At 52.7% G+C, this 15,549-nt stretch carries 9 protein-coding genes and 1 riboswitch; all 9 genes read right to left on the bottom strand.

Going from position 1 to position 15,549, the window contains the following annotated elements; genetic code table 11:
• Positions 1 to 90 precede the first annotated feature (90 nt).
• Positions 91 to 723 carry a thiamine phosphate synthase gene (gene thiE / locus ACO0LL_RS09775; RefSeq protein ID WP_422950672.1) on the bottom strand — a complete coding sequence of 211 codons (633 nt, stop codon included), beginning with the start codon at positions 721 to 723 and terminating at the stop codon, positions 91 to 93.
• Positions 720 to 1,538, bottom strand: coding sequence for a bifunctional hydroxymethylpyrimidine kinase/phosphomethylpyrimidine kinase (gene thiD / locus ACO0LL_RS09770; RefSeq protein ID WP_422950671.1), 819 nt, complete (start codon positions 1,536 to 1,538; stop codon positions 720 to 722). Before thiD ends, thiE begins: the two co-directional genes overlap by 4 nt.
• Before the next feature lie 31 nt (positions 1,539 to 1,569).
• Positions 1,570 to 2,361 (bottom strand): thiazole synthase, encoded by a 792-nt coding sequence (locus ACO0LL_RS09765; protein WP_422950670.1) that lies wholly within the window; start codon positions 2,359 to 2,361, stop codon positions 1,570 to 1,572.
• A 170-nt stretch (positions 2,362 to 2,531) separates the two neighbouring features.
• On the bottom strand, positions 2,532 to 2,732 hold the full coding sequence (thiS, locus tag ACO0LL_RS09760) for a sulfur carrier protein ThiS (protein ID WP_422950669.1): 201 nt from the start codon (positions 2,730 to 2,732) through the stop codon (positions 2,532 to 2,534).
• A gap of 2 nt (positions 2,733 to 2,734) precedes the next feature.
• Complete coding sequence (gene thiC, locus ACO0LL_RS09755; RefSeq protein ID WP_422950668.1) at positions 2,735 to 4,648, bottom strand: phosphomethylpyrimidine synthase ThiC; 1,914 nt, start codon at positions 4,646 to 4,648, stop codon at positions 2,735 to 2,737.
• A gap of 84 nt (positions 4,649 to 4,732) precedes the next feature.
• A riboswitch (TPP riboswitch) is annotated at positions 4,733 to 4,834 on the bottom strand.
• Between the two features lie 71 nt (positions 4,835 to 4,905).
• Positions 4,906 to 7,047 carry a tetratricopeptide repeat-containing diguanylate cyclase gene (locus tag ACO0LL_RS09750; protein WP_422950667.1) on the bottom strand — a complete coding sequence of 714 codons (2,142 nt, stop codon included), beginning with the start codon at positions 7,045 to 7,047 and terminating at the stop codon, positions 4,906 to 4,908.
• Positions 7,048 to 7,117: 70 nt separating this feature from the next.
• Positions 7,118 to 11,698: an EAL domain-containing protein gene (locus ACO0LL_RS09745; RefSeq protein ID WP_422950666.1), complete on the bottom strand. Its 4,581-nt coding sequence runs from the start codon at positions 11,696 to 11,698 to the stop codon at positions 7,118 to 7,120.
• Positions 11,699 to 11,926: 228 nt separating this feature from the next.
• The gene (locus tag ACO0LL_RS09740; protein ID WP_422950665.1) at positions 11,927 to 13,123 is read right to left on the bottom strand and encodes an ABC transporter substrate binding protein; all 1,197 of its coding nucleotides are present in this window, start codon (positions 13,121 to 13,123) and stop codon (positions 11,927 to 11,929) included.
• A gap of 294 nt (positions 13,124 to 13,417) precedes the next feature.
• Positions 13,418 to 15,523, bottom strand: a complete 2,106-nt coding sequence (locus ACO0LL_RS09735; protein WP_422950664.1) for a TonB-dependent receptor plug domain-containing protein — start codon at positions 15,521 to 15,523, stop codon at positions 13,418 to 13,420.
• Between the last annotated feature and the right edge of the window lie 26 nt (positions 15,524 to 15,549).

Below are 15,549 nucleotides of genomic sequence, written 5' to 3'. Positions count from 1 at the left end.
AAGTATATCTGAGGTCCCTGCATATCTTCGAGCGGTTTTTGAGCCAGCCGACAAATGAAATCCCTCCCGCAGACAAGATAAACAGGCAAGCTAAGCAAACAAGCTGGCAAATGCCCGTGCCGCCTGTTGCGGCTGCTCTGCCATATACACACTGCTGATTGCGGCTACCATGTGCGCGCCTTGTGCGAGCAGCGGCTGACAGTTTTCCAACGTCATGCCACCAATGACGACATTGGGCACATCAAATTCCCTGACCGCATCTCCAACTATGCTGGCGGGGGTCGTCACTGCATATTTCTTGATACGTGAGGGATAGAAACCGCCAAAGGCAATATAACTCGCATCACCCTGAATTGCGCTACGAGCCAGTTCCAGGTCACCATAACAGGACGCACCCAGTATTTTGCCCGCGCCCAGCTTGGCTCTGGCATCGGCCACTGAGATATCCGTGCCGCCTACATGCAGGCCATCGGCATCAATATCAAGACAGAGTTGCAGATGGTCATTGATGATGAAGGGCTTATTAAAGCGGCGGCAGAGTTCCAGCAAGGCCAGCGCCTGTGTCTTGCGCAGTACATCGCTTGCAGTCTTGTGGCGGTATTGCACAATATTCGCGCCACCCAGCAGAGCTTGTTCGGTGACTTCAAGCAGCTTCGCCGTATCGTCCCAGTCGGGGGTCACAATGTACAGGCCGCTGAGTTGATGCTTGCTCAAATTATTCATGATTTCTTTCTTGTAGTCGGAACTGGCTGGCGTGCCGGAATGAGCTGTCCTGCGGCAATCGCATACGCATATTGCAAACTCTGCTGGGTATAGCTTTGCGCCTGTTGCAGCGCTACCGGCAAGCTGGCACCAATTGCCAGTTGCCCGGCTATCGCCGATGCCAGCGTGCAGCCACTGCCATGGAATTCACCAGGCAAACGCGGCCATAACCATTCTTGTGCAGTCTGCCATTGTCCATGCTGGAACCAGATATTTTTAACCTGCGCTTCTGTTGCATGTCCACCTTTGAGCAAGACATCCGCCGCATAGGTTTGCATGAGGTTTTCTACCTGTGCCTGCATATCCATAGATTGTGATGACAGACGTTTTAGCTCAGGCAGATTCGGAGTGAGCAGGGTTGCGACTTTCAGTAAAGGCTCAATCGCCTCTACCGGGTTATCGAGAGACAGACTGTCACCTTGACCACTGCCCAATACAGTATCAACGATGACTTGCAAATCAGGCTCTTGCAGTTTCATCTTCTGGATAAAACTGGCAATCGCCGTCGCATTTTTTTTATGTGCGACTATGCCAAGCTTGACGACCTTGACCGGCATTTTTGCCACCAGAGTCATCGCTTGCTGCAAGATGATTTGCACATCAACGGCATGCACGGCATAAGCATGATCATTGTCTTGCACGGTCAATGCGGTAATCACCGGCAGGGCATGCCCACCCTGCGCGGCGATGGCTTCTATGTCTGCCTGTATGCCAGCACCACCGCTGGGATCATGCCCGGCAAATACCAGCACACAGGGGCGCGTAGTTGCTTTCATTCAACGATCATAAACGGATATCAAACGAATATCAGACTATGCGGCCAGCCATCGGTGACGATGGTGAGGCGACAAACTTGCGCGGCATGCGACCTGCCAGGAATGCTTCACGCCCGGCTTCGACCGCCAGGCCCATGGCGCGCGCCATGCGTACCGGGTCTTTGGCACCTGCGATGGCGGTGTTCATCAACACACCATCACAACCGAGCTCCATGGCTATCGCAGCATCAGATGCAGTACCTACGCCTGCATCGACCAGTACCGGTACTTTGGACTGTTCGATGATCAGCGACAGATTCCATGGATTCAGGATACCCATGCCTGAGCCGATCAAGGATGCCAGCGGCATGATGGCAACGCAGCCTATGTCTTCCAGCATACGCGCCTGTATAGGATCATCGCTGCAATACACCATGACATCGAAACCATCCTGCACCAAGGTTTTCGCTGCTTTCAATGTTTCCGGCATATTCGGGAACAGGGTTTTCTCATCGCCCAATACTTCCAGCTTGCACAGCTTGTGACCACCCAATAATTCACGTCCGAGTTGCAAGGTATAGATTGCATCTTCAGCATTGTAGCAACCAGCTGAATTCGGCAGTATGGTGTATTTGCTTGGTGGTACTACGTCCAGCAAGCTTGGTGCATTCGGGTCTTGCCCTATGTTCACACGACGGATCGCTACCGTGATGATATCGGCTCCGCTGGCTTCTGTTGCCTGGCGGGTTTGTTCGAGGTCTTTGTATTTACCGCTGCCGACCAGCAAGCGGGAGCGATAGGTTTTTCCGGCTATGCTTAAGCCTTGTGTGTTTTCTGTGTTCATAAAATTCTTTCAAATTTGTGAAGGCCAAGTAATACGTCATAGATTGGACTGCACCCTGTTAGCGCCGTAGGTTGGGCCACGGTTTACCATCCCAACACTGGGCCTTGAATCAACATGCACGTTATTTGAATGCCGAGTGTTGGGCTGATGAAGCGTAGCCCAACCTACACTCATCCGCCACCAATCGCCCTCACTACATCAACCTTGTCATCGACACGCAAATGATGTTCTGCCCAACGCGACTTTGGAATAATCTGCCGGTTCACCGCTACAGCAATCGCCTGCTGCGACAGGTTCAATTCTGCGATCAGGTCAGCCAGCAGCGCGCTCGCCAGTTGCCGCCTTTCTCCATTAAGCTGTATCTCCACCATGGCTATTGCTTCTTATAGATTTCCGCGCCGGATTTGATGAATTCAACGGCTTTCACTTCCATGCCTTTTTTCAAGGCCTGTATCTCGGTGATGCCCTGGGCATTGGCATAGTCGCGCACTTCCTGCGTGATTTTCATCGAGCAGAAATGCGGGCCGCACATAGAACAGAAATGGGCAACCTTGGCAGAATCCTTGGGCAATGTCTCGTCATGGAATTCACGCGCCTTGTCGGGGTCGAGGCCGATGTTGAACTGGTCTTCCCAACGGAATTCAAAGCGTGCCTTGGACAAAGCATTGTCACGAATCTGCGCACCGGGATGGCCTTTTGCCAGATCGGCTGCGTGAGCAGCAATCTTGTAAGTGATGATACCGTCCTTGACATCCACCTTGTTCGGCAAACCCAGATGTTCTTTTGGCGTCACATAGCACAGCATGGCCGTGCCATACCAGCCTATCTGAGCTGCGCCTATGCCGGAGGTGATGTGGTCATAACCGGGTGCGATGTCGGTCGTCAAAGGGCCCAGGGTATAAAAAGGCGCTTCATGGCATTGCTCAAGTTGCAGGTCTATGTTTTCTTTGATGAGGTGCATGGGTACATGGCCGGGGCCTTCTATCATGACCTGTACATCATGCTTCCAGGCGATCTGTGTCAGTTCGCCCAGGGTTTTCAATTCACCTAACTGCGCTTCATCATTGGCATCATAGATGGAGCCAGGGCGCAGGCCATCACCGAGGCTGAAGGACACGTCATAAGCCTTCATGATTTCGCAGATATCTTCGAAATGCTCGTACAGGAAACTTTCTTTATGATGTGCCAGACACCATTTCGCCATGATGGAGCCACCGCGTGACACGATGCCGGTCAGGCGTTTGGCTGTCATCGGCACATATTGCAGGCGCACGCCTGCGTGAATGGTGAAGTAATCGACGCCCTGCTCAGCTTGCTCAATCAGTGTGTCACGAAAGATTTCCCAGGTCAGGTCTTCTGCCTTGCCATTCACTTTTTCCAGTGCCTGATAGATCGGTACTGTACCGATAGGCACGGGGGAGTTACGGATAATCCATTCACGGGTTTCGTGGATGTGCTTGCCAGTGGAAAGATCCATGACATTGTCGCCACCCCAGCGTATTGCCCAGGTCATTTTTTCGACTTCTTCACCGATGGAAGAAGTGACTGCAGAATTGCCGATATTGGCATTGATCTTGACCATGAAATTACGGCCTATGATCATAGGTTCGATTTCAGGATGATTGATATTCGCAGGGATAATCGCACGGCCACGGGCGATTTCTGAACGCACGAATTCTGGCGTGATTTCTGCGGGAATTGAAGCGCCAAAAGACTGGCCAGGATGCTGGCGGCCCATGACTTCTGCCAGCTTGCTACCCATGGGGCCTGAGGCTTTGAGGTTTTCCAGGTATTCTTTTCTGCGCAGGTTTTCGCGGATAGAGACAAATTCCATTTCCGGCGTGATGATGCCCTGGCGCGCATAGTGCATTTGCGAGACATTCTTGCCTGTCAATGCACGGCGTGGCAGGCGCTTGAGGTTGAAGCGCAACTCGGCCAGCTTGGGGTCATGCAGACGGGCGATACCATACTCAGAGCTTGGGCCTGCCAGTTCTTCAGTATCATTTCGCTCGGCTATCCAGGCACCACGTACGGATGCAAGGCCGGAACGGATATCAATTTTTACTTCAGGGTCAGTGTAGGGGCCGGAGGTATCATAGACATAGATAGGGGGATTTTTTTCCGAACCAAACATGGCTGGTGTATCAGACTGTGTAATTTCGCGCATGGGTACGCGGATATCGGGGCGGCTGCCCTGCACGTAGGTCTTGCGGGAATTTGGCAGTGGCTGTATGGCTGCCTCATCTACCGTAGCGGTAGCGGACAAGAATTGCGGGTTGGCGTTCATTTTGGCTCCTTTGCTTTGTTGGCATGGAGCCAGCAAAGGAGTTTCCAAAACAGGTGCGCGCAGATCAAGACATACTACAGGCGGCACCAACTTCGGCAGCTTCCCTTCGCTGGCATTATCCAGATCAGGTTCGAGGGTATTTCTCACCCGCCAAAAAAATTGATGGCAGGACCCCTAGCATTTTTTCTTCGGGTTCCAGAAATAAATCCAGAACCGCGACGACGGCAGATTATACGACTTTTTTAAACTCAGGTGCTTTATTTGATGGCGCTGGCAAGTTCTTCATCAGATACCGTTGCCGACGCAGCAAGATTGCCTTCTGGCAGTTTTACCGGTCCATGCACCTCTATCAACTCGACCATGCCAGCCTTGATCGCAGCAGACAGATCATGATCGAGTACCGGCAAGGCTTCTTCATAGGCGATCAATAATCTGCTGACACCATAGGCGCGGTTGCGGCCATTGACCTTGCCCAGATATAAGGCCATGTCGGCAATTTGCAGGGCTTTTTCCCAATTACAGATGGCTTCTGGCAAGCCGGAAAATGGCAGGCTGATGAAACCGGCAGTCAGCGTGACAGGGACACTGGCACCATCAGCCTGAATGTTTTCTTCACCTATACTGCGCAAGATGCGCTCAACCAGACCTTTGAGTTGTGCGGGATTGGAGCGTGGTGAATAAATCAGAAATTCTTCACCACCCCAGCGCAATACCATATCACTGTCACGCACGGTACTGCGCAAGCGGCGTGCCACTTCTATCAATACAGAGTCGCCAGTGGCATGACCAAAGCTGTCATTGATATTCTTGAAATGATCAATGTCCATCAGTATCAGGCAGTCAGGGTTATCAAGCGCATCTTCACGCCTTTCACCCTCAGGCAAGATGGCCCTGCCCTTCATCATATCGACAAAAGAACGGCGGTTATACAAACCTGTGAGGGGATCACGTACCGCATGAAATTCCAGTTGCTCATTGACTTCGCGCAGCTTTTCATTGGTCTTGCGCACCCGCCGGTACAGGAAGAAAACCACCACCCCAACCATCACCATGATGACTGCAGCCAGCATCAGCACAACTTGCTGCAGTTGCCGGTTTTTGATATCGGCATCCTTGAGCTGGTTTTCACGCGCCAGCAATTCAATCTGTTTTTGCCTTTGCTGGGCATTGAATTGCTCTTGTAAAGTGGCTACAGCACGTGCCCGGTCAGAGCGGAATAATTCATCGCTGAGTTTTTGCTGCTCGCGCACCGTCGCCAATGCCTCTTTATACATATCGGCGGCTTCATACATATTGCCGATTTCACTGAGCAGGTTTTCCACATCCGACTTGGAGCCGGTTTCCATAAAAAACTTCTTGGCTTCATTGATGTAGCCTATGCCCTGTGCGAATTTCTTTTGCCCTGCCAGTGCAAAGCCGATATTCGCCTTCGCAATGGCCATCGCAAAAGGATCATTCACCACCTGGGCTTTTTCCAGTGAAAAGCGGGCAGCGCGTTCAGCCTCAGCAAATTTGCGCACATGCAGGTAATAGTCGGCAATATTGCCAAGTGCCGTAGCGGCTACGGCAGGCATGCCGGCATCGGTGGCTATCTGCAAGACGGTCTTGTAGGCCTCCAGCGCTTCATCATGACGACCTAGGTCTATCAGTGCCAGGCCACGTGTCATTTGCAGCGAAGAAGTGATTTTGGGCGAGTCTATGCCGGGCAACATCGCCAGGGCTTCATTGGTGGTTTCCAGCGCCTTTTCTGCATTATGCATATTCAGGTAGAGTCTGGCGATGGATTCCATGCGGTACAGCTTGGCCTGTGCGCTGCGGCGTGGTACCTGGTCAGCCAGCTTTAGTGCTTCAAGAAAATAAGGCAGGGATTTATCAAAATTGCCTATCGCCAGTTGCACCATGCCAAAGGCGATATTCAAACGCATGAGCACTTCTGCATTTTTTGAATCACGCAGGCTTTGCTGTATATCATTGAGCTTCACCAGCGCCATGGCGAACTTGCCCTGATCCAGCATCTGAAAGGCTTCGCCTATCAGCGCCATATTGATCATGTCATTATCTTTTTGTGCTCTTGCCAGTTGCAGCAACTCTGCGTTGGCGGCATCAGCCTCCTTGATCTTGCCTGCGTCATACAAGATGCCTATCAATGTCTTCAAGACCTCAGCACGCAAGACATAGTCGGCATCTTTGCCGAGGCGGTCTTTGTATTCCTGCAGTTGCTTGAGGGCCGCCGTATTGTCACGGTCAGACAGGGTATGAATGACTTCTATCTCAGAAAAATCAGGCCTGGCCTGCGCCTTCGCCTGTGCCTGCGCAGCGCCACCCATACATAGCAAGGTAATAGCCAGCAAACCCGGCATCAGCCTGGTTTGCCACCTGGGAAGTTGAAGCTGCGACATGCAAGCTCTCATTATTCTATCCGTGTCTCTGTTCATTTTTTTATCAGGCTGGGGCTATTTCACCCCACTTTTATTTACCTGTCTGGTCCAGGAATACGCTACCCACTTGCGATAATATTTCATCTTCCAGTTGCTGCGCCGGTATCGGCTTGCTCAGATAGAAGCCTTGCAGGATATCGCAGGACTGGGCGCGTAAAAACTCCAGCTGTTCGCGGGTTTCTACCCCTTCGGCCACCACTTCCAGCCGCAGGCTGTGTGCCAGGGCGATGATGCCGGTGACGATGGCGGCATCGTCGGCATCACCTGGAATATCACGCACGAAGGACCTGTCTATCTTGATGATATCCACCGGGAAGCGTTTAAGATAAGACAAAGATGAATAGCCAGTACCAAAGTCATCAATGGTCAGCCTGACACCCAGACTGCGCAAACGGTCCAGTATCGCCAGGGTATCTTGCGCATGTTCCATCAGCGTGCTTTCGGTGATTTCCAGCTCCAGCATTTTCGCTGGCAGGCCGGTATCGAACAAGACCTGCTCGACCGTATTGGCAAAATCTTTTTGCAGTAACTGACTGACAGACAGGTTCACCGCAACCCGCAGATGCCCCATACCCTTGTCCATCCAGTTGCGCATCTGCGCGCAGGCGGTACGCAACACCCATTCGCCGAGTGCAATGATGAGGCCGGTTTCTTCTGCCATGGGAATAAATTCCAGAGGCGACACCATGCCACGGGTAGGGTGGAACCAGCGCACCAGTGCCTCGGCACCAATAATCTCGCCATTGTCCATGCGTGCCTGCGGCTGATAAAACACTGCAAGCTCATTGCGCTCCAGGGCGCGGCGCAGGTCGTTTTCGAGACGTACGCGTTCAGAAATCGAATGTTCCATCGCCGCTTCAAAAAACTGGAAGTCGGTATTGGTTTTCTTGGCACGGTACATGGCTGTGTCTGCATGTTTGACTAGAGTGCCTACGTCCATGCCATCGCTGGGATAGACAGAAATACCTATGCTGGCGGTCACAAAAATATCATGACTATCAATCTGAAAAGGTTTGGCCAGCGTGCGGCAAATATTTTGTGCAGCCGATGCGGCAGCGGCAGGATCAGCCAGTTCACTGAGTATCACAGTGAACTCATCACCCCCCAGACGTGCCACGCAATCGGCATTACGCACGCTGCGGCGTATGCGCTGGGCTACGGCAATCAGCAGGCGGTCACCGACATCGTGGCCGAGCGTGTCATTGACGTTCTTGAACCTGTCCAGATCAAGAAAAAGTATTGCTACGGACTCGACATTTTCCTTGGCCATGGCCAGCCTGCGACCGAGTTGATCGAGGAACTGCGTGCGGTTGGGCAAGCCAGTCAGCACATCGTTGAAGGCCAGGTGGCGTATGCGTTTTTCTGCCTGGTTCGCTTCTATGATGCGGCGCACGCGCTGTGACAGCACGGCAAAATGGATGGGCTTGGGAATGTAGTCGCAGGCACCGGCAGCAAAAGCTCTTTCCACCGACGTATTGTCTTCCAGCGCAGTAATCATCAACACCGGTATGCTGCGGCCACGCGGCATTTCCTGTATCAGGCTACAGGCCGTAAAACCATCCATGACAGGCATGACGGCATCCATGAGAATGACATCAGGACGCATGCGTTTGAGCATCAGCAAGGCTTGTGAACCATCTGCCGCCTCTTCAACCTTGAAGCCATCTCTTTGCAGGGTATGACGCAGCGTGCTGCGGGTACTACGGTCATCATCGACCACGAGCACTTTGGCAACATGTCGGCCAGGGTTGACTGCTTCATGGCCTTCCAGGAATACCTCATTGCTCAGTTCATACGCCACTGCTTCGTAGGCCTGATGCAGGCTGCTCAGCAGCGGCGGGATTTCTGACAAATGCCTTTCCAGCGCCAGTTGCTCAACTTCCTTGGCAAACTGCAAGAGATTGCTGGCCCCCAGGTTACCACTGCTGCCTTTGATCGAATGTGCCATGGCGCGCACCATTTCAGCATCGTCTTGCTGCAGGCCCTGGTTCAATTGTTCCAGATAGACAGGAGTATCTTCCAGGAACAGGGATACCGTCTGCTGCAAACCCGGCCCCAGGATATCGCGCAATTTGTCAAACACACTGCGGTCAAGTGACTGTCCATCAAGCGCTTGCAATTGTCCATCTGGCGGCAGGGCACGCCCTGCCGCACCGCCGTGGGTAAGCCAGCGTTCCAGCTTCTGGCGTAACTCTACCAGGGTAATCGGTTTGGCCAGATAATCATCCATACCTATCGCCAGGCATTTTTCTGCATCGCCACGCTGGGTATTGGCCGTCATCGCGACGATGGGTGTGCGCCTGCCCAGGCCATCTTCATAACTGCGTATCCTGACGGTGGCTTCATAGCCATCCATCTCCGGCATGCTGCAATCCATGAGTATCAGATCATAACGGTTGCGGCGTGCTGCTTCGACTGCTTCCTTGCCATTCCCGGCAAATTCGCAATGGCAGGCGGATAGTGACAGCATGCCTGCTGCCACCATCTGGTTGGTGCGGTTGTCTTCAACCACCAGCACGCGCCATTCAACCTGGCCACCCTGTGCTGGGTGACGAGCCACTTCCATATCTCTGGCAGGCATGGGTACAGGTGGTCTGACCATGCTTGCCATGGCTGGTGACTGTACCTGGGTTTCAGTCAGCAATAAATGCCGCAAGGCTTGCAGCATTTTTTCTATATGCACAGGCTTGCTCAGGCAGATTTCTGCTGCCGTGGAATTGCTATCTCCTGCACAGCCATTCCTGTCCAGTGCCAGCGTGTGGATGCCGCTAAAACGGTGATCATCGCGCAGACGGCGCGCCAGTTCCACGCCATCATCATCCATGCTGGCAACATCCATGATGACCAGGGAATGCGGCGCGCCCTCTTTGACGGCCTGATCCAGCAGGCTCAGGGCCTGCATGCCACTGGTAACTGCATGGCATGCCATGCCATAACGGGAAAGTTGTTGCAGCAAAAAACTGCGCACGATCTCGCTGGGATCAACGATGAGTATGCGTTCGCCCTGCAACTCGGTACTGGCCAGGGCTGGCTTATCAGTGCTGCTGATGTTGTTGATGTTGCTGATGTTGCCGGTGCCGCCGATACTATTGGCACTGCCGGCCCTGCATTGCATGCTGAAGTAAAAATTACTGCCCTGACCCGGCATGCTGCTGACGCCGATTTCGCCATGCAAGAGTGCCACCAGTTGCTTGCAGATAGCCAGACCCAGGCCAGTGCCGCCATATTTGCGTGTCGTTGAACGGTCTGCCTGGGCGAAGGATTCAAACACATTGACAACAGCATCTGCCGACATGCCTATGCCAGTATCACTGACTTCAAAACGCAAGCTCATCGTGGCAGCAGTATCTGCTTGATCGTGGTGCTGGCTCAGTACTACCCGCACCGCTATTTCACCATGCTCGGTAAACTTGATTGCATTGCCTATCAGGTTCATCAGTATCTGGCGCAACCGCAAAGGATCACTCTTAATGCGCAGAGGAACTTCATCGGCAACCAGATACGCAAGCTCCAGGCCTTTTTGTTGGGCAGACTTGGACAATAATTCCAGCACTTCAGCCACCAGTTTATTCAAATCGAACTCGATTTCTTCGACCTCAACCTTGCCCGCTTCCATCTTGGAAAAGTCCAGGATGTCATTAATAAGTTCTATCAGGGATTGGGAAGAATTCCAGGCCACATCCACGCATTCGCGCTGGCTACGGGTCAGGCGCATTTCCTTGAGCATATCAAGCATGCCAACCACGCCATTCAAAGGAGTGCGCACTTCGTGGCTGACGGTGGCAGCAAATTGTGCCTTCATGACGGCAGCATGCAAGGCCTGGTCGCGTGATTGCTTGAGCTCAGCCTCGCGCTCTTCCAGCACGGCCATCATCTGGTTGAAGGCATGGGCCATTTCCATGATGTCTTTTGAGCCTTGCGGTGTCGCGCGCATGCCGGACTCGCCCGCTTCTGCCCTGCCCATCAAGGCTGACAACTGGTTCAGCGGACGTATCATCTGCCGTGACATCAGGCGTATCACGGCCAGCAGGATCAGAGCAAATGAGAACGTGATGGCGAGATTGCCGAGCAGCAGCGATGACACCAGTTTATCCAGTGTAGTCTTGCCGACCACCACATGCACATAACCCAGCAATTGCGGTTTGCTTTCCTGCACTTCAAACGGTGAGGCTTCTGCCTCGCCGGCAAATACCGGGGCGCTGAAACGCCAGTCCTGCTCACTTTCCTGTTCCAGCCTGGCACTGGACAAGGGGCCCGCTGGATGCGTCTGCAAAGGAGGTAAAATGACGCCAGGTTTGCTTTGTGAAAGCAGTACCTTGTGATCTGCATTGGCAATTTCTACCTGCAGGACATCAGGAAAAGCCAGGGTGGTAGCCACCACTTCCCTGGCATTGTCAGCAGAGTGATACAACAGGGCCAGGCGGCTTTGGCGGGCCAGGTTTTCTGCCACTTGCTGGCCTTGCACAACAAAGTAAGCACGCATGCGATGGCTGGCCTGCCATGAGTTCATGATGGAAGAAAATAAGGCCAGCACCAGGATAGCGGCCGTAATGATGACCGTTAGCTGGAGACTGAAACCTGTGCGGCGAAAGTAATTGCTGAAAAACTTCATACTTGAACCAAATTACTTATGGCCATTCACCATCTGGCATCGCTGGTGAACAGCACTCTGTCTCAGAATATTCAAGATCATGACAACATCCTCACAGATGCATGACATGCTTGGCTCTTTCACTTCTCTTCGTTTCTTTTTATTCTTCACATCGCAGGAGCATGGCAGACAGCCCGCAATGGTAGTCAATCACAATCAATAGCAATCAATAGCAATCAACAGAAATACTCAAGGCTCAGGAAAAATAGAGTCAAAACTTCTCTGGCTTTGATAATCAATGTTCAAACCTATATGGCTGGCTGTGCGCAAATTCACTGCCACCAGCACTTCACGCAACAAGGACACCCCAGACTTGCGGCCATCGCCACTTACTGCACTGTGGGCAGCCATGGCCAGGCTATGTCCCAGCTCCAGATTATTTGGATACAGCGCAAATAAAGCGCCTTTTTTTGCATGCAAAAAACTGCTGGAAAAGAAGGGGATGCCGCGGTTCCAAGACTCACGCAAGACCAGCGGCAGGATGCTGCCTTCTTCCACCGTGGTTGAATCTTGTGGCAGCCACAAGGCATCGCGCCGGTCTGCACTGGCAAAGGCCACTTCATACTGATGGGCGGCACCAGCAAGGTCTTTGGCTTCATAGCTCACCAGCTCCAGCCCCTGCTGCTTCGCTGCTTCGCGCGCCAGTTTGATCAGTGACTCATTGTTTTTGGGGTCATACACAACGATGACTCTTTTGACGCCTGGTAGCAGGCTTTTGAGGCGGGTAAACAACAAGGCCGGATCGGGCATGAGGCTGACACCTGTCATGCTGCGGCTTTCACTTTCCGGGATGTTCAGGACACCACCAACCACCACGGCAATTTCGCGGTCCAGGCCACTGGCCAGCTTGACACCCTGACGGCCAAGAGCAATGACGACCCTGACACCATTGCGTTTCAATTGCGCATTCAAGTCAGCGGTTTCGAGCTTGGCACCTATTGGCATGCTGATGACCGGCATGCGTGACTTGCTTTCTATGCCTTCGATGATCTTGGCGAAAATACTGCGATAAGGTTCACCCATGTCAGGATACAGTACCGCCAGGCTGCCACCGGTACTGACCTCAGGGCGGCGTCCCTGAGTGACGGCATCAGCGAAGACCAGATGTTCGCCATAACGGTAGCCCATGCGTAAATCCTGGGCCAGTGCGGGCGTAGGGGTATGTACTTGCGGCACCTGGTTTTGCAGCATGGCCAGCTCTGGCTTGAGCATGGACAAAGGTATGGGCTGCTGGGCCATGGCAGGAGACACGAGCAAAAACAATATGCACAGGACGAGATTGAAAAACTGGCAGGCGTGCTTAGACAACCCGGCTTTCGCAGCAGCTTTTTTGCTGAGGCGGCAAGCACGGATATCAGAAAAATAAGAACAGCCGTAGTCCAGCATCTAAAGTTTTATTCCTTCTTTTATTTTCAACACAGTTTCGTCCTGCTTTTGCGGCGCTTGCCGCTCCTGCTGTTATTACTATCGTTATTCCTCTATCGTTATTCCTGCCATTATTACTACTGCCGTTAATCTAGTGCTGTTTTTTTACAAACAAACTATCACGCCGCCACAGCCATACCGCGAATTAACCATCAACATTAACAGATTTGCGCACGCCCCCATATCGAAATTGATGCACCTGCTTTATTCACCCGACAAGCGGTCAAACATCCCGGTAAAAGATGTTCGGTACTTCTATAATTTATAGCCAAATTGCAAAAAGACTGAACGTCCACCCATGGGAATGTCGTTTGGCATATTGATAAAAGGTGTACTGTAGGGGCTCGGCTCCCGTACATCGGCATTCAAGAGATTGCGCACTATCAGTGCCCAGTCCCAGCCCGCATATTTTTTATTTGTCCCTATGGTCACATCCAGCGTGGTGTAGTCCTTTACATTCGGGCGGGTATCACCAGGTTCTCGCTGCCGGTCTGCGACATGGTTGATTTGGGTATTCACTCTCCATCCTGCGGCAGGCTGCCAGTCCGCCCTCAGGTAGGCGTGACGGCGCGGTGTCAGGCCCGGGTCTTTTTGTGTCACATCATCAATCGCGCTCTGGTAAGCCAAGTTGCCTGCCACGCGAAAATTTTTGTTCACATCCCAGCTAGCTTCCAGTTCAAAACCCCGGCCACTCTGTCTGCCGCCGTTTTCATTCTGAGAATTATTGCTGACCCTGATGATGTCAGACATCCGATAACGAAACAGATTCAGTCCCAGTTGCACACCTGCGCGCGCCTGCCAGCTTAACGCCAGTTCCGTCGTGCGCATTCTTTCTGCCTTTAATGCAGGGTTGCCGTTCACGACAGGATTATTGATCACATACAGCTCTTCAAAAGAAGGTGCCCGAAAAGCTGTGCCGTACAAGAGCTTGGCGGTCAGGTTGTAATCCATTTCCCATACCAGGGCCAGCCTGGGATTGGTGGTATTGCCAAAATCAGAATACTGGTCATACCGCACGCCTGCAGTCAAAGTCCAGTCCTTGGCGAACTGCCATTCATCCTGCACATACGCATATTTCAACAGCCGGCTGTGGGGACGCATATAGGGAGCGGTATCGGTCACATCCACAATGTCAGAAAACGCACCGGCATTAATGGGTGAATTATCGGGATTAAAATTCTTGGTCTCGCGCAGCTTGTACAAATCTATTTTTGATACCCCAAAGCCCAGGCGCACATGATGCTGGCTCATGCCGCTGTAATGCATGGTGGCATTCAGGTTTTCCTGCCTTTCCCAGCGAAACGGGCTGCCGATAAAACCATCCTTGAAGGTACCGCCAAAAGCCCCGGCCGGAAAAATATAGACGCTAGCATTTTCATTGTAATAAGTAAAACTGCCATTCAGTTCCAGCCCCCAGTCTTTGGCAAAATCCGGATCCTTGTATTTCAAGTCACTGGTAAAGCGGCGGCTACTACCCCAGCCATGTGGGTCCAGTGCCTGGGCTATGCCTGTGCCCGTACCGATGTTTTCCCTTTGCATGAAAGCCATGTGAAGGCTCCATTTGCCATAAGCCAGGTCAAGATTACCGTCCGTCGCTGCACGGCTGAAATTTTGATAAGCAGGAGCCAGTGAGGCATGGGTGCCAAACAACTGGTCATAGCCGCTCTGGGCATCGCGCTCCACCAGCGCCTGTGCCCCCGCAGTGCGGCTGTGTTGCAAGGAGGCGGCGACTTCAATACCCCCCCATTTCCCACCATGCAAAACCCACGCATCCCGGCTATTGAAGGAGCCCAGCCTGCTGCCAAAGCGCGTACCGCTTTGCTCTTTTGCAGTTTTAGTGACGATATTGATGACGCCTGAAAAAGCATCTGCACCATACAGGGCAGAGCCGGGGCCACGGATAATCTCTATTCTCGCGACATTTTCCAGCGGCATGTCAGCAGAAATCAAACCACGGTCGCCGGTATAGGCATTAATGACAGGCGTACCATTGATGAGCACCAGTACCTGGGGATTGCTGAGCGTATTGCGCATCCCGCGTATGGTGTAAATAGCCATATTCATGACGGTAGAACGCCCTACATGCAAGCCGGGCACGGTTTCCAGTATGCCATCGAGGCTGGTGGCACCGGTTGCCTCTATATCGGCAGCAGTAATCACCGTGGCCACGGCGGGTGCGCGGCGCAAAGGCAGGGCCGAGCCTGTGGCAACGCTGATGACGGACTTGTCACTATATTTGTCACCATAGACCAGGGCCAGGTCTTCTTCCGTATTCGGTTCTTCAGCCCTGGCTGGCTGAGGCAGGGCTATCAGCAGCAAGACAAAATGCAGGGCATATGCCGTATTGTTCAGGCTTTTCATGATGTCCCCAGAGGTTTGCAAACATC

It is taken from the genome of Undibacterium sp. TC4M20W (assembly GCF_049340245.1).
Classification (GTDB): Bacteria; Pseudomonadota; Gammaproteobacteria; order Burkholderiales; family Burkholderiaceae_D; genus Undibacterium.
The sequence above is the reverse complement of the archived record's forward strand: the minus strand, read 5'-3'. Positions and strand labels throughout refer to the sequence as shown.